The organism is Rhodococcus sp. JCM 9793, assembly GCF_055380405.1.
Window position 1 is genome coordinate 1,331,940 of record NZ_AP043721.1, and the last position, 23,435, is coordinate 1,355,374.

The window sequence follows — 23,435 nt, forward strand, 5'->3', positions numbered from 1 at the left end:
TTTACAGTCCATCGCGCACGCCGTAGTTTAACGATCGTTCGACCCAACACGTTGGTTCGATACCGCCGATGGCAGCGCAACGGAAGGATCACGACCCCATGAGTGCATCGCAGGACGTCGTACTCGCCGAACGGGACGGCCACGTCGTCACGTGGACGATCAACCTTCCCGAGGCGCGGAACCCGATCTCCGGAGACGACGTCGTCGAACGCCTCGTCGAACTCGTCGAGGAGGCGAACGACGATGTCGAGACCCGCGTCGTCATCCTCACCGGCGCCGGCTCTGCGTTCTCCGCGGGTGGCAACGTCAAGGACATGGTCGATCGCACCGGCATGTTCGCCGGTGCACCGCACGCACTCCGCGACGGCTACCGGCGCGGAATCCAGCGACTGCCCAAAGCGATCTTCCACTGCGAGGTCCCGATCATCGCGGCCGTCAACGGCCCCGCCGTCGGTGCGGGCTGCGACCTGGCGATGATGTGCGACATGCGGGTCGCGTCGACCAAGGCATTCTTCGCCGAGAGCTTCGTCAAACTCGGCATCATCCCCGGTGACGGAGGCGCGTGGCTGCTGCCGCGCGCGATCGGCGCCGCCCGCGCCGCCGAGATGGCATTCACCGGCGATCGCGTCGACGCTGCCACAGCCCTCGATTGGGGCATGGTGTCGCAGGTGGTCGAACCCGAGCAGCTGCTCGAGACCGCACGCGCGCTCGCCGATCGTGTCGCCGTCAACCCGCCGCACGCACTGCGGATGACCAAGAAGCTGCTCCGCGAAGGACAGCGCGTCGACCTCGACACCCTCCTCGAGCTGTCCGCGTCGCTGCAGGCGCTCTCGCACCACACCGAAGACCATCGAGAAGCGCTCGCGGCGTTCATGGAACGCCGCCCGGGCAACTTCACCGGCAAGTAACCAAGAACAGAAGGAATCCATATCGTGAAGAGGACGATCCTCACCGAAGAGCACGACGCGTTCCGCCAGATGGTCCGTGACTTCATCGAGCGCGACGTTGCGCCGCACCGTGAGGAGTGGGACGAGCTCGGACACCCGCCGCGTGAGTTCTTCCGCCGCCTCGGCGAACTCGGGATCCTCGGCATCCAGGTGCCCGAAGAGTTCGGCGGCGGCGGCGAATCCAGCTTCATCTACAACACGATCGTGTTCGAAGAGGTCGCGCGCGCCGGTGTGTCCTTCGGCGGTTACACCGTCCACGCGTGCCTGATCCTGCCGTACCTGCTCGAGTACGCCACCGAAGAGCAGCGGAAGCGCTGGCTCCCGGGCTTCGCGGACGGCTCGATCATGACCGCCATCGCGATGACCGAGCCGGGCACCGGTTCCGACCTCGCGAACATCGCGACCACCGCGAAGCTGTCGGAAGACGGCTCGCACTACATCGTCAACGGCGCCAAGACCTTCATCACCGGTGGCGCCACCGCCGATCTGATCCTCACAGTGTGCCGCACCTCGCCGTTCGATCCGGAGGACCGGCGCGGCGGCCTGTCGATCATCGCCGTCCCCACCGCGACCGAGGGCTTCGCTGTCGGCCGCAAACTCAACAAGATCGGCCTGCATCAGCAGGACACCGCCGAGCTGTCCTACAGCGACGTGAAGGTTCCGGTCGAGAACCTTCTCGGTGAAGAAGGTGCCGGCTTCGGCTACCTCGCGCACAACCTGCCGCAGGAACGTCTCGCCATCGCACTGAACCAAGTGGGCTTCGCCGAGGCCGCGATCTCGCACGCGATCGCATACACCCAGGATCGCAAGGTGTTCGGCAAGCCCGTCGCCTCGTTCCAGAACTCGAAGTTCGTGCTCGCCGAGTGCTCCGCCGAAACGCAGGCGGCGCGCGTCTACGTCGACCACTGCCTCGAACTGCTCGATCGCAAGGAACTATCGGTCGCCGACGCCGCGCGCGCCAAGCTGTTCTGCACGGAGGTCGCGGGCCGGGTAATCGACAAGTGCCTGCAGTTGCACGGCGGCTACGGCTACATCACCGAGTATCCGATCGCACGCCTGTACGCCGACACGCGCGTCACGCGGATCTACGGTGGCACCAGCGAAGTCATGAAGACGATCATCTCCAAGGATCTGGGGCTGTAGACATGTACCCGGGCCGTTACGCTGCAACGCACCCGGATCGGCCCGCGGTACACGAGGCCGCGACCGGGCGGACGATCACCTATCGAGAACTCGAAGAGGCGTCCGTCCGGTTCGCGCACTGGCTACGCGCGCACGATGTGGGTGCCGGTGATCATGTCGCAGTGATCACCGTCAACGACGCGACAGTGTACGAACTGTATTGGGGTGCTCTACGTTCCGGCGTGTACATCACCTTCGTCAATTCGCATCTCGCGGCCGCGGAGGCCGCGTACATCGTGGACGACTGCGACGCGACAATCCTGCTGATATCGGCACCCCTCATGTCGCTCGCGGAGGAGATCGCCGTGTTGACGCCGAAGGTGCGGCATCGCGTCGCCTTCGGTGGACCGGTCCCGGGCCACCTCGACTACGAGACCGAGGTCGCCGGCCTGTCCACGGTGCCGCTCGCCGATCAGCCGCGGGGCAGCGACATGCTGTACTCCTCGGGAACGACGGGTCGTCCCAAGGGAATCAAGCCCCGGCTCAGCGGTGTGCAGATCGACGAAGATCCCGGAATTCCCCTCATCGACATGCTGCGGCACTTCGGGTTCGATGAGGACACCGTCTACCTCTCACCTGCGCCCATCTACCACTCGGCGCCGCTGCGTTACAGCGTGCTCACACAGGGGCTGGGCGGCACTGTCGTACTCATGGAACGCTTCGACGCGGAACTGTCGCTGGAACTGATCGAGCGTCATCGTGTCACCCACAGTCAATGGGTCCCCACACATTTCGTGCGATTGCTCCGACTCCCCGAAGAGATACGGGACAAGTACGACTTGTCGTCGCTGCGCTGCGCGATCCACTCTGCGGCGCCGTGTCCTGTCGAGGTCAAGGCGAACCTCATCCAGTGGTGGGGTGAGATCGTGTACGAGTACTACTCCGCTACCGAGGCGGTCGGAAGCACTGTCATCACACCGCAGGAGTGGCTCCGCAAACCTGGAAGTGTGGGCCGCACAGGCGGGATCGGAAGCAGCGGGATCGCACACATCTGTGCAGACGACGGCAGTGAACTGCCGTCGGGGCAGGCGGGGACCGTCTACTTCGAGAAGCCCGTGCAGAACGTCGAATATCACAAGGATCCGGTCAAGACCGAGTCTGCGCGACATTCGTTCGAGAAGAACTGGGCGACCAACGGCGACCTCGGTTACCTCGACGAGGACGGCTATCTGTACCTCACCGGCCGCGACAAGTTCACGATCATCTCCGGTGGTGTGAACATCTACCCGCAGGAGATCGAGAACATCCTTGCTCTACACCCGGGGGTCGGCGATGTCGCGGTGGTGGGCGTACCGGACGCGGACCGCGGTGAACGCGTCGAAGCGTTCGTACGACCCGCAGACGGCGCCGCGCCGGGCGTCGATCTCGAACGCGAGATCATCGACTTCTGTCACGAGAGACTGTCGAAGTTCAAGTGTCCACGCAGAGTTCGCTTCGTCGACGCGCTGCCCCGCACCGCTACAGGCAAGATGGTCAAGGGCGCTCTGCAGGACCTCATCGACATGTATGCCGATGTGGGAGCGACGTGATGGTCCCGTCTCCCAAGCAACGACTGTTCATCGATGTCGGACGTAAAGAGTTCGTGCGCAACGGGTACGGCGCCTCGTCGATCCGGACCATCGCGCAGGAAGCCGGTGTGAGCCTGTCTGCGCTGTACTACCACTACAAGAACAAACAGGATCTGCTGCTCGCAATTCTGCTGGACGGCGTCGACACGTACGACGCGGTATGCGACGCTGAACTGGCGGATGCCGGAGACGATCCGGTCGCGCAACTGCGCGCGTTCGTTCGGGGGAACGTCAAGTTCCGGACCCAGTACCCCCTGCAAGGCCGCTTGATCGCGACCGAGGTGCGCAATCTGGAGCCCGACGGAGCGCGGCAGTACGACGAGCGTCGACGTGCGGGCCGCAGGCGGATGCGCGACATCATCGATGCGGGTGTCGGACAGGGGCACTTCACCACGAAGTACCCCGACGACTGCCGTAGGTCGATTCTGGCGATGGTCTCCGCGATTGCCAATTGGTACGACCCGGCAGGCCCGGACACCCCGGACGTGATTGCCGAACGCTACGCCGACATGGCGATGGATCTGTTGTGCCCGAGCGGAACCGAGCCGGTCCCGAACGACGGAAGAGAATCACGATGAGTACACGACTGGTCCCACAGGCCGGGATCCCCGATCCCGCACTTGCCGAACTGCGTTCGCAGGTGCGGGCCTTCCTGAAGGAACAGATCGAGGCAGGAGTGTTCACCCCCGGCATCGACACCTGGCTGACCCAGTGGAATGTCGACTTCACACGCGCGCTCGCCGCCCAGGGGTGGGTCGGGATGACGATCCCCACCGAATACGGCGGGCACGGGCGCACGTTCATGGAGCGGTTCGTCGTCACCGAAGAGCTGCTCGCGGTCGGGGCTCCCGTTGCGGCGCAGTGGGTCGCGGATCGGCAGGCCGCGCCGTCGCTGCTGAAGTACGGCACAGAGGCGCAGAAGCAACGGTTTCTTCCCGGTATCGCGGCGGGCGAGATCTGCTGGGCCATAGGAATGTCCGAGCCCGACTCCGGATCCGACCTGGCCAGCGTCAAGACTCGCGCCGTCCAGATCGAGGGCGGTTGGAAGATCTCGGGTACCAAACTGTGGACCTCAGGTGCTCACCACGCCGACGCGTTCTTCGGTCTCGCACGTTCCGCGCCGCTCGACCCTGCCCACAGGCACGACGGCCTGAGCCAGTTCATCGTGCTGCTCGACTCACCGGGTGTGACCATCCGCCCGGTCCTGTCGATGTCCGGCGACCACCACTTCAACGAGGTGCTGCTCGAGGACGTCTTCGTCCCCGACGATCTCGTCCTCGGCGCGGTCGGGTCGGGCTGGGAACAGGTCACGAGCGAACTCGGCTTCGAGCGCAGCGGTCCCGAACGATTCCTGTCGACGTTCGGTGTCCTCGAGGGGCTGGTCAGCGGAGTCGCGTCGGGCACCGTCGAACCCGACACCCGGATCGGCGCGACCATCGGCCGGATGGCCGGGCTGCACCGGATGTCCACGGCGGTGTCCGAATCGCTCGAACGTGGAGAGAACGCGGAACTTGCCGCGTCGGTGGTGAAGGTGCTCGGCACGAAAACCGAGGGCGACCTCTCCGATCTGGCGGACGAGATCGCCGGCTACGGAACCTCCGACGAGCATCTTGCGCAGCTGATACGAGCGGGCGTCATGCAGCGCCCGGGCTTCACATTGCGCGGCGGAACCAGCGAGATCCTGCGCGGGGTCATTGCACGAGGATTGGGACTACGATGACCGACAACACGGCAACGGACAATACCGAACTACGCGACTTCGAGCGGATGCTCGCCGAAGTCTTCACCTCCGGCGACGACCACCGCATCGGTGAAGTCATCGAATTCGACCGCAGCCTGTGGAACACGCTGAGCGAACTGGGTCTCGCACGCCTGACCGGCGACGAATCCGCCGGCGGCAGCGGCGCAGGCTGGACCGAGGCAGCACTGCTGCTCACTGTGGCGGGTGCGGGTGTGGCGGCGGTGCCGGTCGCGGAGAACGATCTGCTCGCCGGGTGGCTGCTCACGACCGCCGGGCTCGAGGTGAGCGACGGTGTGCGCACCGCCGCTGTGCTCGACGGCGACGGCACTGCCCGATTCGTGCCGTGGGCGCGCGACGTCGACTCGATCGTCGTTCTGTGGCAGGACGCGGGAAGTACTTGGAGGGTCGCGGAGATCCCCAAGGCTCAGGTCGAACTTGCGGAGGCCGTGAATCTCGCGTCGGAGCCACGCGACCACATCCGCGTCGACGTCTCTGCGCTCTCGGGTGCCGAGGTGTCCGCGTCGGTGGCCGAGGAGTTCCGCTACCGGGGTGCATTGGCACGGACACTCTCCTCTGTGGGGGCGATGGATCGGATTCTGGAGCTCGTCGTCGAACACGTCACGGCGCGTATCCAGTTCGGTCGTCCACTCGGGAAGTTCCAGGCAGTCCAGGCGCTCGTATCCGATATCGCCGCTGAGTCGGCGCTCGCGCGAGCGGCAGCGGATGCGGCGGTCACGGCCGTTGTCGACAGCGGATTCGGCAGTGACGCCACGAGATTCGCGGTTGCGGTGGCAGCGTCCTGTACCGGTCATGCGGCGGCGGTCGTCACTCGCAATGCGCATCAGGCACTCGGCGCGATCGGCTTCACGATGGAACACGAACTGCATCGGCACACGAATCGCATCCTGTCGTGGCGCAGCGAGTTCGGAACCGTCGCGTCGTGGGATGCGGAACTTCTCGAGGCGGCGGTCGCGGCAGGTGATGTGTGGTCTTTGGTCACCGAGTGATGTAGGTAACAATCCTCTGGTGCGGTCGGTGTGGCAACGTCAGGACATCCGCGATGAGCGGCCATGTCTGGAAACGGAGCTGAAGTGGACACGATCGACACCGGCCTGCTGATACTTCGGGTGCTGCTGGGACTGACGATGGCGGCGCACGGGTACGGCAAGCTCTTCCGCGGTGGACGCATTCCGGGTACCGCCGGATGGTTCGACGGCATGGGCATGCGACCCGGCAAGATTCATGCGTGGCTTGCGGCTCTCACAGAGGTCGGTGCGGGTATCGCGCTCGCGCTGGGGCTGCTCACTCCGTTCGCTGCGGCCGGGTTCGTCTCGCTGATGTTCGTCGCCGCATGGACGGTGCATCGAGGCTCCGGCTTCTTCGTGACGGCCAACGGCTGGGAATACAACCTCGTGTTGGCCGGGGGAGCTGTGGCCGTCGCAATCATGGGAGCCGGCAGTGCGAGTCTCGATCACCTGATCTTCGGGCACAACCTGCTCGACGGCTGGGCAGGTGGACTCATCGCATTGGTCGGTGGACTCGCTGCGGCCGGTGTTCTGCTCGGTGCGTGCTACCGGCCCGCGCCGAAGCAGGACGACGAATCCGTGTCGGTGTCCTGAGGCGACCGCTCATCCAACTTTCCTCCGCTCGTGCGGGTTTCCGTTGGTTCACGACCAACGGAAACCCATGCAGGCGGAGGAAAGTTTGCGTGTCACCGCAGGTAGAGGCGCACCTTGTCGATTTCGTTGCGCAGCAGGTCGATCTCATGTGCGGTCGGAGGTTCGGTCACGGTCAATTCGGGTGAGACGATCAGATCCCATCCTGTTGCCGCGCGCACCTCGTCGACGGTGACACCGGCGTGGACGCTCGTGAGTTCGAGTTCGTCGAACGGTCCGCGGCGCGAGAGCACGCCGAGACTGGTGAACACCTTGGTGACGCCGCGTCCGCGGGGCATGATGCCGACGCCGGCCTCACGGGCCCGTACGGGGCTCGGGGACGTGCAGAAGTCGAGCTCGGCAGGAAACGCGCTCGGGTCGTGCCTGCGCATGACGACGAAGACCTCGCCCGCGTTCGGCATGATCTCTACAGCGCCACCCGCACCCGGAAGCCGCACGGTGGGCTTGTCCCAGTCGCCGATGATGCTGGTATTCAGGCTGCCGTAGCGGTCGATCTGACCCGCGCCGAGGAATCCGACGTCGACATTGCCGCCCTGCAGCACGTATCCGAACAGCGATGCCATGGAGACGACGGATTCGGCGCCGGATACGACGACCGAATCGGCGATTCCTTCGGCCATCGCCTCCGGGTGCGCACCGCACACGCCGGATTCGTAGATGAGTTCGATGTCCGGGTTCGAAGTGCGGCAGGCGAGGTCCACCGCGAGAGTCGGCAGGCCGACACCCGCGAAGACGCGGTCCTTGCCGGCGAGCGCCCGGGCGGCAATCGACACGATCAATTCGGTCGTGGAAAATGTTTCGGCAGTAGTCACTTTCGGCTCCCGTAGTTGACCGCTTCGGAGTATCGCGGCGCGACCTCGAGATCGCTCCAGTAGTCTGCGCCGAGCTTGGCGAGATATCCGTCGTGGTCGGCGATCTCGTACACCCAATCCTTCAGCCACGTGCGAAGTGCCTGAGCATCCTTGCTGATCTCGGTCCAGCGCCGGTAGAAGGCACAGTCGCGGTCGTAGTAGCCCTGCGCGTACGACGGGTGTGCCCCGCGCGGGCACACGACCACGGCATCGACGGCGTGCGACGGGATGAGGGTGCGGCTGGGGTCGGAACGCACGGTGTCGTCGTCGACGATTTCCTCGACCACGACGATCGCGTGCTTCGCTGCATACACGGCTTCCTGCTGCACCCCTGCGATGCCCCAGATCTGGATGTTGCCGGCCCGGTCGGCGCGCTGCGCGTGGATGATCGTGACATCCGGGTTCAACGGCGGGACGACGTAGGTGCTGCCGTTCCCGTAGGGATCTTCGACGAGCTTGATCTTCGGATTCAGGGCGGGCAGGTCGCTCCCGGCATACGAGCGCAGAGGAAAGAACGGCAGGCCCGCCGCGCCTGCCTGGTAGCGGCACACCATCCCGTAGTGGCTGTATTCCTCGACGTTCAACTTCACCGGGTCGTGCTTCTCGATGCGTCGGCGGATCTCGTACAGCGAGCCGGCGGATCCGCTCGCGAAGAACGATGCGACGAGGGTCGAGACGCAGTCGGCGGCGATGAGCTGGTCGGAGATGATGTCCGGCGTCATCCGACACAGTGTCAGGTCCTTGCGACGCTGCCTGATGATCTCGTGTGCCGCGGCGAACGGAATGAGGTGCGAAAATCCCTCGAGAGCAACGGTCATGCCGTCCTGCACGTATGTCGCGATGGCATCGCGCATGGTCATCGTTTTGTCTGCTGACATATCGGTCTCCTGCCGGATCTTGCGTCGTATCGACTGTGACAGGCACACTAGGTCTAGTCCAATACAAAATGTTGCGTCATTTATTTCACTGTGCGCAATAATGGTCGGGTGGAAATCCATCAGATCCGGGCGTTTCTCGCGGTGGCGGAAGAACTTCATTTCGGGCGGGCTGCGCAGCGTCTGCACGTGGCACAACCGCCGTTGAGCAGGACGATCAAGCAGCTCGAGAAGCAACTCGGCGCGGCCCTGTTCGAGCGCAGCACCCGTAGTGTGCAGCTGACGGAAGCCGGGCATGCGCTGATCGAACCGGCACGCGCCATCCTCGATGCAGTCCGTCTCGCGGAGATGGCGGTGACAGCTGCGGGGCGCGGACAGACCGGCCGCGTACGAATCGGATTCGCAGGCTCCTCGTCGCATCACCTGGTCGGGCAATGGGCGAAGCTCGTACGTCGCACTCATCCCGGCATCGAGTTCGTGCTCACGAGTTCGGCGTATGCGAGTGAAGTACTCAACCGGCTTTCCGAGGGCACGCTCGACATCGGCATCGTCCGGTTGCTGTTCTTCCCACCCGGGATCGCGTCGAGGGTCGTGGCACACGAGAATTTGGTCGTCGGATTGCCGAGAGAGCATCGATTGGCGGGGGAGTCGGCGGTGCGCATGGCGGATCTCGCCGACGAATCCTGGGTGATGCTCCCTTCCGAACCGGGTTCGATGTTGCGCGATCTCCTGCAGCGGCTCGCTCAGGACGAAGGATTCACGCCGAGAATCGTGCAGAGCGCACCCGACTCGCTTTCGCTGGTGGCGCTCGTCTCTGCCGACGTGGGGTGCACGTTGACGGTGTCGTCGGTGGCCCGGCATGTCGTCAACCCGGAGGTCGTGTTCGTGCCGCTGGCCGAGCAGGGGCCGATCGACGTGCGTCTCGTGTGGCGCGAGGGCGACACCAGCGCGGCGCTCGCCGAGGTGCTCCGGTTGTCCGAAGAGGCTCTGCCCACTCCGAACGCGTGAGCGGTGCCTGCCGTCTCGGGGACCGGCCGGCACCGCTCGTTGCGGATACTCGAATTACGTGCTGACACGCACAGATTCGGCATTCGGATGAGGAGCGGTGTCGACACGGACCGGGGAGTCGCGGCTCTCTCCGGCTTCGTCGTCTCGACGCTCGAGTTCGAGCTCGTCCTCGTCGGCCTGTTCCGCGGTGGACAGCGCTTTCGGATCGTAACCGGTGCGATTGAGCAGCATCAAGGTGCAGACCAGGGATACCGCCGCGTACGTACCTGCCGCGATCGCGACGCCTGTGACGCTGCCGGACGAATTGAGGATCCACTGTGCGAGCACCGGGGTGCCGCCGCCGACGATCAGCGAGCACAACTGATATGCCGCGGACAGTCCGGAATAACGAATGTTCGCGGGGAACGCCCTGGCGAGGATCCCGGCGATGGCACCGTAGAACATCGAGTGCGGAATCGTGGCAAGACACATGCCTACGGCGGCAATGGCGAAGGTCTCGGTGCGGATCGCGTAGAACATCGCGGGCATCAGGAACAATTCGGGCACGACCATGAGACAGATGGCCTTGCGCATGTCGATTCGCGAGACCAGGACCGCGCCGAAGGGTTGCACGATGAACTGCACGACGAGTGCAATCGCGATGATCGCGAGGAAGGTTCCGCGTTCGTATCCGAGTTCGCTTGTTGCCCAAGATAATGCGAATGTGTTCTTGAAGTAGGTGACCTGGGCGAGGGGGAGCGCGCCGGCGCCGAGAAGTACGAGTACCCAGTGCTTGCGCAGAACTTCACCGATCGGGAGCTTGACGACCTTCTTGCGGGCGAGAACCGCCTTCATCGCATCCGATTCCTCGAGCTTGAGCCGGATCACCATGCCGACGATGACCAGCAGCGCCGAGAACAGGAACGGGATCCGCCAGCCCCACATCAGGAATTCTGGCGTAGGCATCGCGGCGAGGAAGAAGAAAGCCATGGTTGCAAGCAGGTTTCCGGCCGGAGAGCCTTGCTGTGCAAACGCTGAATAGAGAACACCCTTGCCCTTGGGTGCGTTCTCGGAGGCGATGAGAACTGCGCCGCCCCACTCGCCGCCCACGGCCACACCCTGTAGTACGCGGAGTGCGACGAGCAGAATCGGAGCCCAGATCCCGATCTGTGCGTAGGTGGGCAGCAGGCCGATTCCGACGGTCGCGATGCCCATCATGACCAGGGTGATGACCAGTGTGTTCTTGCGGCCGATGCGATCGCCCAGGTGGCCGAAGATGACGCCACCGATAGGACGGGCGAGGAAGCCTGCCCACAGTGTGACGAATGCGAGCAAGGTGCCGACGCCGGCCGGGAGGTCGGATGCGAAGAAGATCTCGCCGAAGACGAGTGCCGCTGCCGTTCCGTAGATGTAGAAGTCGTACCACTCGATGGTCGTGCCGATGAAGGAGGCAATTCCGGCTTTGCGTGCCTTCTTCGTGATGTCTGCGTCGGTGGGTGTCGACGGTGCCATACGACTCCGCTTTCTCTGGGTTGACTCGGCTGCCCCGACGGACCGATGTGTCGTGGGTCTCATCAGAGGCTTGCAGTTCGGAAGCAGCCGCGTCCAATACCTGATTCCTGGGTGATTGTTTCGAAAAATGTATGAATCGACACCTAATTAATGCGCATGAATAGCATAGTCCGGCATCGACGGTCAGGGAGTTGTTGGTGGTAGACATACAGCCGACTGCAGTGCGAGGGAGGACATCGGCGTGACAGGTGAAGAGACCAGTAACCACGGCACCGCTTCGGGATACGACGAACTGCCACTCGACGGCATCACCGTCGTGAGTCTCGAACAGGCGGTCGCGGCGCCGTTGGCGACCCGGCACCTCGCAGATCTGGGCGCGCGCGTCGTCAAGGTCGAACGGGTCGGCGACGGCGACTTCGCTCGCGACTACGACAGCGCCGTCCTCGGCCTCGCCGCGCACTTCGTGTGGCTCAACCGCGGCAAGGAATCGTTCGCGGTGGACCTCAAGGCCCCGGCCGGCGTCGACGCGGTGAAGTCGCTCATCGCGGGGGCAGACGTGTTCTTGCAGAACCTCGCCCCCGGGGCTGTCGACCGTCTGGGTCTCGGCGCCGATGAGTTGCGTGCCGATCATCCGGAGCTGATCGTCGTCAACATGTCCGGGTACGGGACCGACGGCCCGATGCGCGACCGGAAGGCCTACGACCTGCTGGTTCAGTCGGAATCAGGGCTGTGCTCGATCACTGGTACACCCGAGACTGCCGTCAAGACGGGCATTCCCACGTCCGACATCGCCGCCGGCATGTATGCGCTCACCTCGATACAGGCCGCGCTGTTGCGCCGGTACCGCACCGGAATGGGCGCGACGATCGACGTGTCGATGTTCGACGCGACCGCCGAGTGGCTCGGATACCCGATGTACCTGCAGATGTACCAGGATCGGCAGGTGCCGCGGATGGGGCTCGCGCACACGTCGATCGCTCCGTACGACAAGTACCCGACCGCCGACGGGGAGATCCTCATCGGTGTGCAGAACGACCGCGGTTGGCGGACCTTGGCCGAGGTGCTGGGGATGCCCGAGTTGGCGGACGATCCGCGTTATGCAACCAATGTGGAACGGGTCGCGCGGCGGGAGGAGGTCGACAAACTCGTCGGTGACGCGACCAGCGCGTACGTCAGCGCGGACCTCGACGACAAGCTCGCCGCGGCCGGCATCCCCGCAGCGCGCCTGCGTGATCTGTCGGGGCTGATCGAGCATCCGCAGCTGAGTGAGCGTGATCGGTGGCGCGAGGTGCAGACCCAAGCGGGCCCTGTGCGCGCGATTCGGCCGCCGATGAACTTCCGCGACGTCGAATTGCCCATGGGTCCGGTTCCCGGACTGGGGCAGCACACCGATGCTGTTCTGGCCGGGCTCGGGCTGACCGACGAACAGGTCGCAGGTCTGCGTGAGGCAGGGATCGTCGGGTAGGTCCGCGCCGCAGATGTCCGGCCGTATAGGTATGGGGAGTCGTACGTATTGGTGATTCGGATCGACGGCGCAGCACTGAGCGATTGACGCCCGGTACGTACATATCCGAAAATGGCCGTACAAATTCTGTACCAGAGGAGCAGGCCATGACCCGAGCGGCACTCGTCGCCCCCGTTCGTACCGCCGTCGGCCGATTCGGAGGTTCGCTGAAGGATGTCTCGGCGGTGTCTCTCGCGACCACGGTGATCAAGGAGACCGTCGCGCGTTCGGGTATCGACCCCGAACTCATCGAAGAGGTCGCGATGGGCCAGTCCTACGCGAGTTCGGAAGCACCGTGCATCGGCCGGTGGGCTGCGCTCGACGCGGGTCTGCCGATCTCGGTTGCCGGTATCCAGACCGACCGCCGCTGCGGCACCGGCCTGCAGGCTCTGGTGACCGCCGCGATGATGGTGCAGACCGGTGCGGCGAATGTCGTGGTTGCCGGCGGCGTGGAGTCGATGAGCAACATCGAGCACTACACGACGGGTGCGCGCTGGGGCGCGCGGTCGGGTGGCCTGAACCTGTACGACCGCCTCGACCGCGGTCGTGAACGGTCGCAGCCGGAATGGCGATTCGGCAAGATCAGCGGAATGATCGAGACGGCCGAGAACGTCGCGGAGCAGTGCGGGATCACCCGCGAGGACTCCGACGCACTCGCCGCGGAGAGTCATCGTCGCGCCCACGCCGCGTGGGAGGCAGGACGTTTCGACGACGAGGTCGTCGGAGTCGAGGTCAAGGACCGCAAGGGCAACGTCACGGTGGTCGCGCGGGATGAGGGTATCCGCCCCGACAGCACCCCCGAATCCCTCGCGAAGCTCCGGTCCGTGACGCCGGGCGGGGTGACCACCGCCGGTAACGCCAGCCAGCAGAACGACGCAGCCGCAGCGCTTCTCGTGGTCGCGGAGGACAAACTCGACGAGTACGGACTCGAGCCGATCGGTTTCCTCGAAGGCTGGACCGCCGCCGGATGCGATCCGGCGACCATGGGGCTGGGCCCGGTGGCGGCCACCCGGAAGCTGTTCGACCGCACGGGTCTCGGATTCGACGATTTCGATCTCGTCGAACTCAACGAGGCCTTCGCGTGCCAGGTTCTCGGTGTGTTGTCGCAGTGGGGCTGGGACGATCGAGACAAGCTCAACGTCAACGGATCCGGCATCTCCCTCGGTCACCCGATCGGGGCGACGGGTGTCCGGATGACGACGACGGCACTGCACGAACTGAAGCGTCGCGGTGGTGGTCGTGCGCTGGTGACGATGTGCATCGGCGGCGGCCAGGGCATGGCCGCGTCGATCACGACGGCCTGAGGCGGGGACTCGACATGACCCGATCCGACAGCACGGAATGGATGCTCTCGGCACGATGCCGCGGCTTCGACTCCTCCGTCTTCTTTCCTCAGAAGGAGTCCGGTCGCGGTCCGGTGGCAGGTGCGGAACGCGAGGCGAAGAAGATCTGCCGCACGTGCCCGGTGATCAGTGAATGTCGCGACCACGCGCTGGCCAACGATGAGCCGCACGGTATTTGGGGTGGGATGAACTACTCCGAGCGTCGCGCGGTTGCGAGGGCCAAGAAGCTGGGCCGACCCGTACCTGCCTGACCGGTACCCCAAGACTCCGCTCGGTCGAGGCATATGCCGCCGGGTCAGTCGTGGTCGGCTACGTACTGTTCGAGCAGTGAGAGATTTGCCGTCATGCTGTCTCGCCACACACCGAGCCGGTAGGCGACGATCTCACCTTCCCTGTCCGGATGCTGCTCGATGAAATCGGAGAACGGCGACTTGCCCGGACCGACCTTGGCCCACTGTCGGACGAGGGCACCGTCGTCGGCGGGATCGACCTCGAAGCCCCAGAGTGCGATCGGTGCCTCGGGGGTGCCCACGCGCCACACCCAACGGCGACCGTCCTCGACTTCGACGACCTCCGGCTCGGTGTGCCACTCACCCATCTGTGAGCTGTGGTTGTGTCCGCGGAACCGGGCGCCGACGGATACCCCGGAGGCTCCGTCCAGCCACTCCGCACGTTGCAGTTCGCCCTCTGCGCGCGTGGGCAGTTCGATGTCGGTGACCAAGGCCCAGGCACGTTCCGGTGTGCAGGGCAGGGTACCGGTCACTTCGACGGTCGGGGTGTCGCGCAGACGCATTGATGCTCCTCGGTTCTCGATTCGATCTTCGACGGTGACGCTGCGCCGATGCTATTCGAGACCGGATTCTCCGGCTCAGCCGACGTTCGTCACCGGGATCAATCCGCCGGTGATGGGCGACCCGGCGTCGGACAGCAGGAATTCGATCACCTTCGCGACATCGGCCGGCTGCGACCAGCGGCTGGTGTCGGCGTCGGGCATCGCCGCGCGGTTGGCCGGGGTGTCGATGACGACGGGCAGCAGTGCGTTGACGCGGATGTGGTCGTCACGGTACTCGACGGCCATGGTCTCGACGAGTGCGGAGACGGCGGCCTTCGACGCGATGTACGACGCGCCGCCCGAGAACGGATTGTGAGTCGCGGCGGCGGAGATGCAGACGATCGATCCACCGCCGCGACGGATCAGGTGGGGCAGCGCAGCCTGGCTGACCGAGTAGGCCGTGCGCACGTTGAGGTCGAACTGGGAGTCGAGCACACCGATCGGTGTCTCGTGGACTCGAGGCCCGGAGGAGAAGCCGCCGACGAGGTTGACCACACCGAACAGGGGCGCGCCGGGGTCGTCGGCCGCGACCGCCAGGACATCCTCCAACTGCTGCTCGTCGGAGAGATCGGCCTTGACGAGGTGCAGATTCGCATGGGTACCGACGCGTTCGAGTTCCTCGGGAGCCACCCACGGGACGACGACACGCCAGCCGGTGTCGAGAAGATGTGCGGTCACAGCGGCTCCGAGTCCGCCGGTGCCGCCGCTGACGAGTGCGGTGCGAGTCATGGCCACCGTCCTTCCGAGTGTCGTCGAGGTCTCGCGTGTTGATCCGGTCCTATCCGGTGCGGGACTGGTAACGACCCTATCGCATAGGGAAATGACATTCTCAAAAATCTCACAGAGTGGGAGCAGGGTGTCCTTTGCTCTGTGATCGGCATGATGAGCGAGAGGGTCATCGTCGAAGGGATATCACGTGACAGACATCGAAGCGGAATTCGTCGAGATCGGGGAACTTCGGGCATTTCTCGCTCGCCCCCTGGGTGGCAGCACCGGCGGAATGCTGCTGCTTCCCATGATCACCGGCATCAACGACCAGGTCCGCGAGTACGCCGAGGACATTGCAGGCACCGGCGTAACCGCGCTGGTGTGGGACCCGTGGCACGGGCACAGCGCCGACGACACCCCGCGGGAACAGCTGGTGGAGTGGATGGGTGAACTTCAGGACGACGCCGTCCTCGTCGAGATGAACACCCTGCTCGAGCATGCTTTCGGTGAACTGGGTCTGTCGAAGGTGGGAGTGATCGGGTGGTGCCTCGGTGGCCGGCTGGCCCTGATCCTCGGCGGAGGGGACCCACGGGTCGCGAACGTGGTCGCCTACCACCCGTCGATCTTCGTGCCGGCGCCGCCGCACCACACGGTCGACGCGGTCGAGTCGGCGTCACGCATCGCCGCACCGGTGATGATCCTCCACGCGGGCGCCGACACGGTCATGTCCGCCGAGACGTTCGGGGGATTACAGGCCGCACTCCAGGGGAGATCCGCGGGCGCGAGCATCATCGCGGTCTACCCGGGTGCCGAGCACGGGTTCAGCAGTCGAGATCGACACTCGAATCCGATCAACGCGGATGCATACGCGGTGTCCTGGCCGCAGGTACTGCGCTTCATCGGCAACACCGTGCTGGACTCCTGACCGGGAAAATCCACAGAAACTGCAGGAACCGGTTGCATGAGCGCTGCAGAAGACGACTATGGAGCGCAGGCGCCGGACTGCGCAGGCCCGGGGGAAGTGAGACAAGGTATGGAGTCGAAGGACACCCGCACGTCGAACGTGACCAAACTCGACCAGGTCGTCATCCGTATTGCCGGAGACTCCGGCGACGGCATGCAGCTTGCCGGAGACCGATTCACCGCCGAAGCGGCGGCCTTCGGCAACGATCTCGCCACACAACCGAATTTCCCCGCAGAGATCCGTGCACCGCAAGGCACGTTGCCGGGTGTATCGAGCTTCCAGATCCAGATCGCCGACCACGACATCCTCACTGCCGGCGACCGACCCGACGTGCTGGTGGCCATGAATCCGGCAGCGCTGAAATCGAATGTCGGCGACCTGCCGGACGGCGGGATCCTCATCGTCAACAGCGACGAATTCAGCAAACGCAACCTCTCGAAGGCCGGCTACGACAGCAATCCGCTCGAGTCGGACGGATTCGAGCACCTACAGGTACATACCGTCCCGATGAGCACCATGACGCTCGGCGCGGTCGAACCTTCCGGAGTGGGCAAGAAGGAGGCCCACCGCGCGAAGAACATGTTCGCGCTCGGCCTCCTGTCATGGATGTACGGCCGGGCGATCACTGCCGTCGAGGCGTTCCTCGAAACCAAATTCGTGTCGCAACCCGACATCGTCCGCGCCAATATCCTTGCTCTGCACGCGGGCTGGAACTACGGGGAGACGACAGAATCGTTCGCATCGACCTACGAAGTGGATCGAGCGGACCTGCCGCCGGGTAGATACCGGCAGATCACTGGCAATACCGCGCTTGCCTACGGACTGGTCGCCGCAGGCAGGACTGCGGGGATGGATGTCTTCCTCGGCAGCTATCCGATCACGCCCGCGTCGGACATCCTCCACGAACTGAGCAGGCTCAAGCAATTCGGTGTCCATACTTTCCAGGCCGAGGACGAGATCGCCGGGATCGGTGCGGCGATCGGGGCGTCGTACGGTGGAGCGCTGGGGGTCACCAGTACATCCGGGCCGGGGATCACCCTCAAATCGGAAGCCATCGGGCTTGCGGTGATGACCGAACTGCCGCTCATCGTCGTCGACGTGCAGCGCGGCGGCCCGTCCACAGGGCTGCCCACCAAGACCGAGCAGGCCGACCTGTTGCAGGCGATGTTCGGTCGCAACGGCGAGTCGCCCGTCGCGATCGTCGCACCGCAGTCCCCGGCGGATTGCTTCGATGCTGCGCTCGAAGCGGCCCGCATCGCGGTGACCTATCGGACTCCGGTCATGCTCCTGTCCGACGGTGCAATCGCCAACGGCTCGGAGCCGTGGCGCATTCCGGATGTCGACACCCTCACTCGGATCGGACCGGGATTCGCGACACCGCCCGAGGAAGACGACCCGGGCTACCAGCCGTACGCGCGCGATCCTGTGACGCTCGCGCGCGACTGGGCGATCCCCGGCACAGAAGGCAGAGAGCATCGCATCGGCGGGCTGGAGAAGGCCAACGGCACCGGAGACATCTCCTATCACCACGCGAATCACGAGCTGATGACCCGCGTGCGTGCGGCCCGGATCGCCGGCATCGACGTCCCCGATCTCGAGGTGGACGACCCGACAGGTGACGCCGAGATCCTCGTACTCGGCTGGGGTTCGTCGTACGGACCGATCGGGGAGGCCGCACGGCGAGCGCGACGAAGCGGTCATGCCGTCGCCAGAGCTCACCTGCGACACCTCAATCCGATGCCGAAGAACCTTTACGAGGTGCTGAAAGGGTATCGGCGCGTGCTGGTCCCGGAAATGAACCTCGGCCAGCTGTCGATGCTGCTGAAGGCACGATGCGATGCCGACATCCAGCCTGTCACCAAGGTCTCGGGTATGGCGTTCCGCGCGGACGAACTGCACGAAGCGCTACTCGAAGAGTTCGACGGTGCGCTGCGCGACACCGAGCGCGCCAAGACCCCCGCCGCGGCCTCCGCGGCCGTGACGATCGGGCGAGGTGATCGATGATGGCAGACAACACCGTGAACGGCGTCGTGCACAACGGCAGCGCACACCGGCTCGTCGGAACCGACCTCGGCGTCAGTGCCCTCGAAGGGGTGCCGCGCACCGATCTACCGCAGAAAGCCAAGGATTTCACCTCCGATCAGGAGGTGCGGTGGTGCCCCGGATGCGGCGACTACGTCATCCTCGCAACGGTCCGCACCGTGCTGCCGCAGTTGGGCCTGAAGCGGGAGAACATCGTCTTCGTATCGGGCATCGGCTGCTCGTCGCGGTTCCCGTATTACCTCGACACGTACGGCGTGCACTCGATCCACGGACGCGCCCCGACCTTCGCCACCGGCCTGGCGGTCACCAGGCCCGACCTGTCGGTGTGGGTCGTGACCGGCGACGGCGATGCGCTGTCGATCGGAGGGAATCATCTGATCCACGCTCTGCGCCGCAACGTGAACATGCGGATCCTGTTGTTCAACAACCGCATCTACGGGCTGACGAAAGGGCAGTACTCGCCCACGTCGGAAACCGGCAAGGTCACCAAGTCGACGCCGATGGGGTCGATCGACGCACCGTTCAACACGATGTCGCTCGCGATCGGGGCCGAGGCGAGTTTCGTGGCGCGCGTGCTCGATTCCGATCGAGCCGGACTCACGGAGATTCTGCTCGCTGCGGCAGAACACCGAGGGGCCGCCTTCGTCGAGATATTGCAGGACTGCCCGATCTTCAACGACGGCTCGTTCGACCCACTCCGCAAGGGTAGTGCCGAGGACCGTCTCATCCACGTCCGCCACAGTGAGCCGATCATCTTCGGAACCGACGACGAACTCTGCGTCGTACGCAGGGGGTTCGGGCTACGAGTAGCGCGCATCACGGATGTCGATCGGGACGACATCGTCGTGCACGACGCTCACAGCGACGACCCCGAATACGCCTACGCGCTGTCGCGGCTGTCGGCGCAGGACCTCACGTACACGGTCACGGGAATCGTGCGGTCGGTGTCGCGGCCCACATACGACGACCAGGCGCGAGCTCAGGTCGCCGCCGCGGAAGCGGCGGAACCGCCCGATCTGCAAGGGTTGCTCGACGGCTCAAATACCTGGACCGTATCGTGACGGCACTCGAGAAGAGCATGGAAGGTGATCGGTGACAATTCGATTCGGTGTGTTCGTTCCACAGTTTCGCCTCGGAGTAGGTGAGGTGAAGGCGCGGGCCGTCGCCGCGGAGCACGCCGGCTTCGACTCGTTCTGGCTCATGGACCACCTGTATTCGCCGGGCGGCAGGCCGACGGATTCGCTCGAAAGCTGGACGCTGCTCACAGCGCTCGCAGGTGCCACCTCGACGATACGGCTCGGACATCTCGTGGGATGCGCGCCGTTCCGGCATCCGGCGCTGCTGGCCAAGATGGCGGCGACCGTCGACCACATCAGCGGCGGCCGGCTCGACCTCGGTCTCGGCTGGGGCTCGGTGGAGGCGGAGTTCGAGACCTTCGGCATCCAGGTCGGTTCCCGGCGGGAACGAGCGGAAGCCCTCGACGAGACCCTCGAGATCTTCCGCCTGATGTGCACGGGCGAGCAGTTCGACTACGACGGAAAGCATTACCGGATGCGCGGCGCGTACGGTCTGCCGATTCCTGTACAGGACCGGATTCCGGTACACATCGGCGGTGCAGGCAGGACGCTGACGATGCCTCTCGTCGCACGACACGCGCAATGGTGGAACTGCGTAGGGCACGCGCGTGATCAACTCGAGGAACTCGCGCCGCTGAAGGGCGATGCCCGGATCTCGGTGCAATACGCGGTGGGATTCGCGGAGACTGCTGTGGACGTCCCCGGCGTGGCGACATCGGTGGCGCGCAGACTTCCGGAAAGCGGTTGGGGTGCACCACTGATCGGTACAGCCGACGACCTGATCGAACAGATCACCCTCGAAAGCAAACGCGGTGTCGAACTGTTCGTTCTCCGCTTCCACGACTTCGCGCCGCCCGAGACCCTCGAGAGGTTCGGTCGTGAGGTCATCTCACGGCTGCACCACTGACGCCTCACGGCTGCACCACTGACGCCTCACGGCTGCACCACTGACGCCTCCCGGTTGCGCGACTAACTCACGAAGTGGCAGCGCCCGCCGATCCACGTGCCGCGCACCCTGTCTGCACTGAGGTCGCCGAGTACTTCCACGGCCGGTCGGTCCAGCAGCACGAGGTCGGCGTCGGAGCCGACCGTGACCTGTCGTGACGGTCCCCCCGGGTCGTCGAGGGGCGCAAGGTACCGGTCGAGTGCTTCGGCCGGCGTGATCCGTTCTACGGCACCGACGATGTCTCCGGTCGGGCAGCGCCGGGTCACCGCCGCCGACATGACCTGCCACGGGTCCACGGGCCCGTACGGTGCGTCGCTCGACAACGCCACGGGTACTCCGCCGTCGATCAGGCTGCGGCAGCGGTAGAGATCGGGCTGGTCGTGGGAATCGATGTCGCGCAGATACGCGTCGCCGCGATCGGCGAGGAATCCCGGCTGTGTGACCACATGGATTCCGAGTCGCCGCAGGTCTTCGATGGATTCGGCCGGGACGAGAGCCCCGTGCTCGACCCGGTCGCCGGGGTGAGAGCCGACCTCGCCGAAGACCGCGAGGAGAATCACGAAGGCCTCGCGGCTGACACAGTGCACCGCGACGGCGCGGCCTGCGTCGTGGACGCGACGGATCGAGGTGGCGAGATCATCTATGTCGGGGAGATCGGAATCGGCGATGACGATCTTGTACGGACCGACGGTGCAACCCGGCCGATTGGAGGTGACGCTGCTCGGTGCACCGAGCAGATGCAGCCGCTGAGGAAGTGCACCGGTGGTGTGTGCGTCGACGAGTGCGGTGACCGTGCTCGGTGTGAGATCGGGTGTCGCATCGGTGATACCGGTGACGCCGTAACGTGCGAGTTCCGCGCCGAGCGCATCCAGGGCCGGGGGTGCGGAAGCGGGGAGGCGGTCGCGCAGCCAGGTGTCGGCCCGCCATATCCGTCCGGTGGGGCGCCCGCCGTGATCCCGCTCGACACCGGGGTGTTCGGCCGTGTCGAGTCGGGCGAGTCGCGCGGCCACAGAGTTCAGCGCCCACATGGCACCACTGCGGTGTTGGATGCGCACGGGCCGCTTGTCGTGCAGACGGTCCAGGACACCGGAATCGAGCATCCCGGCGACGGATTCGAAGTATCCGACACCGCGGATCCAACCGTCGCCCGGAGCGGAGTCGAGAGCGCCGGCGAGATCGTCGGAGGAGGTGACATCGGGTGGTCCGCACCGCACGGAGACGCGATCGGCAGCCAGTGCGTGCAGGTGGATGTGATGATCGTGGAGGCCGGGAATCAGTGCGCCACCGGCGCCGTCGACGATGGTGCACCGCTCGGGTACGGTGAGCGCCGCACCGATCTGCGCGATCACGCCGGTGCGGACGAGGACGTCGACGTTCGTTCTTCCGGCGACCTCGACATTGCGCAGTAGTAAATCGGTCATCGGATCCCGAACTCGGACAGAATCTTTGCTGTGTCGCGGCCGGACTCGGCGACGTCCCCTACCGGCTCACGACGTTGCGGCTCTGCGAGAGCGACGGTGGCGGACGGTGTGTCGACCCACCAGCGTCCCCGCTTCTCGTACGCAGGCGGTTGCGCGGCCGTGTCGAGTGTGGACGAGACAGTGGACGAGACAAGGGCCGACATCGATATGTCCCACAGCATCCCGTCTCCGTCAGCAGGTCGGGACAGCGCGAGGGCGGCGGCGGTGAGCCCTGTGAGGGGGTCGGCCAGGGCATCACCGACGAACACGGGGCCGCGTGCATCGCGAGCGATGAGCCCGGCAGACGCTGCGATGTCGTCGCCGAAACCGATGCGGAAGGAGTCGCGACCGTGTGCGGTGATGGACACCCAGGTACCACCGTTCGCGACGAAACGGTCGGCGTCGAGTCCGAAGCCCGAGAGTGCCCGTGGGCGGGACGCTTCGATGATGATGTCGGCTGCCGCTACCAGTTGGCCGAGTTCCCTGCGCTGGACGTCGTCGCCGGGGTCGAGCATCACCGACTCGTGCCCGCCGTGCAAGAGGCGGTAGAAGTCGGCGTTGCCGAAGCGTGCGCCGTCCGGCCGCGTCGGGGTCTCGACCTTGATCACTCTGGCGCCCGCGAGGCCGAGGATGTGTGCGCACAACGGACCGGCCCACAGTGAACTGAAGTCGACGACCAGTAATCCGTCGACCGGTCGAGGAACGAGGGGCTGTGGCGCCGTCGCGGCAACCGGTGAGATGGGGCCTGCGGCGATGCCGAGTGGTTCGGCGAGTTCGAGGAGGTCGTGGCCGGTGTGCTCTGCCAGCCACGAGGCGACGGCGGGCCACGGATCGTCGTCGATGCCGGCGCCGACCAGCGCGCCGAGGAGCAGGGGATCGTCGGGGCGAGCACACGAGACCGCTGCCCAGCCATCGGCGCTGGACAGCAACCTGCAGGCGCCGCCTGCGGAGATGGCACCGCCACGCCCGTGGCCGGTGAACGCGGCCCGCTCGGACAGCAGCCGTGCTCCGTCGAGCGTGACCGCTCCCTTCGTCGCGGATTCGATGCGTGCAGTCATCTCACGCGCGACGGTTGCGGCGCGGCCGGGTGGGATCAGAGGAGGTCCGTCGGGCCTGCCGGTCAGACAAGCGATTCCGCTCTCGGCCCAGTCGCGCACGGAGTCCGCGGACGGGAATTCGAACACGCTTGTGATGCTACATTGCCCGGGAAGAGCAGGCAG

At 65.3% G+C, this 23,435-nt stretch carries 22 protein-coding genes; 15 read left to right on the top strand and 7 right to left on the bottom strand.

Features of this window, described 5'->3' with window-relative positions; all coding sequences use genetic code 11:
• Positions 1–98: 98 nt before the first annotated feature.
• The 7 genes from ACZ46K_RS08450 (at position 99) to ACZ46K_RS08480 (ending at position 7,057) form a co-directional block, all read left to right on the top strand.
• Positions 99–908 carry a crotonase/enoyl-CoA hydratase family protein gene (locus ACZ46K_RS08450; protein ID WP_464747626.1) on the top strand — a complete coding sequence of 270 codons (810 nt, stop codon included), beginning with the start codon at positions 99–101 and terminating at the stop codon, positions 906–908.
• A 24-nt stretch (positions 909–932) separates the two neighbouring features.
• Positions 933–2,090: an acyl-CoA dehydrogenase family protein gene (locus tag ACZ46K_RS08455; RefSeq protein ID WP_054807450.1), complete on the top strand. Its 1,158-nt coding sequence runs from the start codon at positions 933–935 to the stop codon at positions 2,088–2,090.
• A gap of 2 nt (positions 2,091–2,092) precedes the next feature.
• Positions 2,093–3,658 (top strand): acyl-CoA synthetase, encoded by a 1,566-nt coding sequence (locus ACZ46K_RS08460; RefSeq protein WP_054807451.1) that lies wholly within the window; start codon positions 2,093–2,095, stop codon positions 3,656–3,658.
• Positions 3,658–4,275, top strand: a complete 618-nt coding sequence (locus ACZ46K_RS08465; RefSeq protein ID WP_054807452.1) for a TetR/AcrR family transcriptional regulator — start codon at positions 3,658–3,660, stop codon at positions 4,273–4,275. Before ACZ46K_RS08460 ends, ACZ46K_RS08465 begins: the two co-directional genes overlap by 1 nt.
• Positions 4,272–5,417, top strand: coding sequence for an acyl-CoA dehydrogenase family protein (locus ACZ46K_RS08470; protein ID WP_054810664.1), 1,146 nt, complete (start codon positions 4,272–4,274; stop codon positions 5,415–5,417). The genes ACZ46K_RS08465 and ACZ46K_RS08470 overlap by 4 nt, the downstream gene beginning before the upstream one ends.
• Complete coding sequence (locus tag ACZ46K_RS08475) at positions 5,414–6,445, top strand: acyl-CoA dehydrogenase family protein (RefSeq protein ID WP_464747628.1); 1,032 nt, start codon at positions 5,414–5,416, stop codon at positions 6,443–6,445. Before ACZ46K_RS08470 ends, ACZ46K_RS08475 begins: the two co-directional genes overlap by 4 nt.
• Before the next feature lie 63 nt (positions 6,446–6,508).
• Positions 6,509–7,057 (top strand): DoxX family protein, encoded by a 549-nt coding sequence (locus tag ACZ46K_RS08480; protein ID WP_464747630.1) that lies wholly within the window; start codon positions 6,509–6,511, stop codon positions 7,055–7,057.
• Between the two features lie 92 nt (positions 7,058–7,149).
• Here ACZ46K_RS08480 and ACZ46K_RS08485 read toward each other — a convergent pair whose 3' ends face one another.
• Both ACZ46K_RS08485 and ACZ46K_RS08490 read right to left on the bottom strand, forming a co-directional pair.
• The gene (locus ACZ46K_RS08485) at positions 7,150–7,926 is read right to left on the bottom strand and encodes a CoA-transferase subunit beta (RefSeq protein ID WP_464747631.1); all 777 of its coding nucleotides are present in this window, start codon (positions 7,924–7,926) and stop codon (positions 7,150–7,152) included.
• Positions 7,923–8,843, bottom strand: coding sequence for a CoA transferase subunit A (locus ACZ46K_RS08490; protein ID WP_464747634.1), 921 nt, complete (start codon positions 8,841–8,843; stop codon positions 7,923–7,925). Before ACZ46K_RS08490 ends, ACZ46K_RS08485 begins: the two co-directional genes overlap by 4 nt.
• Positions 8,844–8,951: 108 nt before the next feature.
• On the opposite strand from ACZ46K_RS08490, the gene ACZ46K_RS08495 reads away from it, so the two are divergent.
• Positions 8,952–9,848, top strand: coding sequence for a LysR substrate-binding domain-containing protein (locus ACZ46K_RS08495; RefSeq protein WP_054810043.1), 897 nt, complete (start codon positions 8,952–8,954; stop codon positions 9,846–9,848).
• Between the two features lie 54 nt (positions 9,849–9,902).
• On the opposite strand, the gene ACZ46K_RS08500 is transcribed toward ACZ46K_RS08495, so the two are convergent.
• Positions 9,903–11,339: an MFS transporter gene (locus ACZ46K_RS08500; RefSeq protein WP_054810044.1), complete on the bottom strand. Its 1,437-nt coding sequence runs from the start codon at positions 11,337–11,339 to the stop codon at positions 9,903–9,905.
• A 241-nt stretch (positions 11,340–11,580) separates the two neighbouring features.
• On the opposite strand from ACZ46K_RS08500, the gene ACZ46K_RS08505 reads away from it, so the two are divergent.
• The 3 genes from ACZ46K_RS08505 to ACZ46K_RS08515 all read left to right on the top strand — a co-directional run bounded on the left by ACZ46K_RS08505 (position 11,581) and on the right by ACZ46K_RS08515 (position 14,437).
• Positions 11,581–12,804, top strand: a complete 1,224-nt coding sequence (locus ACZ46K_RS08505; protein ID WP_464747636.1) for a CaiB/BaiF CoA transferase family protein — start codon at positions 11,581–11,583, stop codon at positions 12,802–12,804.
• Positions 12,805–12,950: 146 nt separating this feature from the next.
• The gene (locus ACZ46K_RS08510; protein WP_054810045.1) at positions 12,951–14,147 is read left to right on the top strand and encodes an acetyl-CoA C-acetyltransferase; all 1,197 of its coding nucleotides are present in this window, start codon (positions 12,951–12,953) and stop codon (positions 14,145–14,147) included.
• Positions 14,148–14,161: 14 nt separating this feature from the next.
• The gene (locus tag ACZ46K_RS08515; protein WP_054805981.1) at positions 14,162–14,437 is read left to right on the top strand and encodes a WhiB family transcriptional regulator; all 276 of its coding nucleotides are present in this window, start codon (positions 14,162–14,164) and stop codon (positions 14,435–14,437) included.
• Positions 14,438–14,481: 44 nt separating this feature from the next.
• Here the strand turns inward: ACZ46K_RS08515 and ACZ46K_RS08520 are convergent, their stop codons facing one another.
• Entirely contained in the window at positions 14,482–14,979 is a 498-nt protein-coding gene (locus ACZ46K_RS08520) for an SRPBCC family protein (RefSeq protein WP_054810046.1), read from the bottom strand.
• A 75-nt stretch (positions 14,980–15,054) separates the two neighbouring features.
• Positions 15,055–15,747, bottom strand: a complete 693-nt coding sequence (locus tag ACZ46K_RS08525) for an SDR family NAD(P)-dependent oxidoreductase (protein ID WP_054805984.1) — start codon at positions 15,745–15,747, stop codon at positions 15,055–15,057.
• A gap of 187 nt (positions 15,748–15,934) precedes the next feature.
• On the opposite strand from ACZ46K_RS08525, the gene ACZ46K_RS08530 reads away from it, so the two are divergent.
• From ACZ46K_RS08530 to ACZ46K_RS08545, 4 genes are all read left to right on the top strand, one after another.
• Positions 15,935–16,651, top strand: a complete 717-nt coding sequence (locus tag ACZ46K_RS08530; protein WP_464747638.1) for a dienelactone hydrolase family protein — start codon at positions 15,935–15,937, stop codon at positions 16,649–16,651.
• Positions 16,652–16,759: 108 nt separating this feature from the next.
• Positions 16,760–18,694 carry a 2-oxoacid:acceptor oxidoreductase subunit alpha gene (locus ACZ46K_RS08535; protein WP_054805985.1) on the top strand — a complete coding sequence of 645 codons (1,935 nt, stop codon included), beginning with the start codon at positions 16,760–16,762 and terminating at the stop codon, positions 18,692–18,694.
• A complete protein-coding gene (locus tag ACZ46K_RS08540; protein WP_464749270.1) occupies positions 18,694–19,794 on the top strand; it encodes a 2-oxoacid:ferredoxin oxidoreductase subunit beta in 1,101 nt (366 codons plus the stop codon). Before ACZ46K_RS08535 ends, ACZ46K_RS08540 begins: the two co-directional genes overlap by 1 nt.
• Before the next feature lie 31 nt (positions 19,795–19,825).
• Entirely contained in the window at positions 19,826–20,716 is an 891-nt protein-coding gene (locus ACZ46K_RS08545; RefSeq protein ID WP_054805987.1) for an LLM class flavin-dependent oxidoreductase, read from the top strand.
• A 62-nt stretch (positions 20,717–20,778) separates the two neighbouring features.
• Here the strand turns inward: ACZ46K_RS08545 and ACZ46K_RS08550 are convergent, their stop codons facing one another.
• Positions 20,779–22,176, bottom strand: a complete 1,398-nt coding sequence (locus ACZ46K_RS08550) for an amidohydrolase family protein (RefSeq protein WP_464747640.1) — start codon at positions 22,174–22,176, stop codon at positions 20,779–20,781.
• Entirely contained in the window at positions 22,173–23,399 is a 1,227-nt protein-coding gene (locus tag ACZ46K_RS08555) for a CoA transferase (protein WP_464747643.1), read from the bottom strand. The genes ACZ46K_RS08550 and ACZ46K_RS08555 overlap by 4 nt, the downstream gene beginning before the upstream one ends.
• Positions 23,400–23,435: the final 36 nt, after the last annotated feature.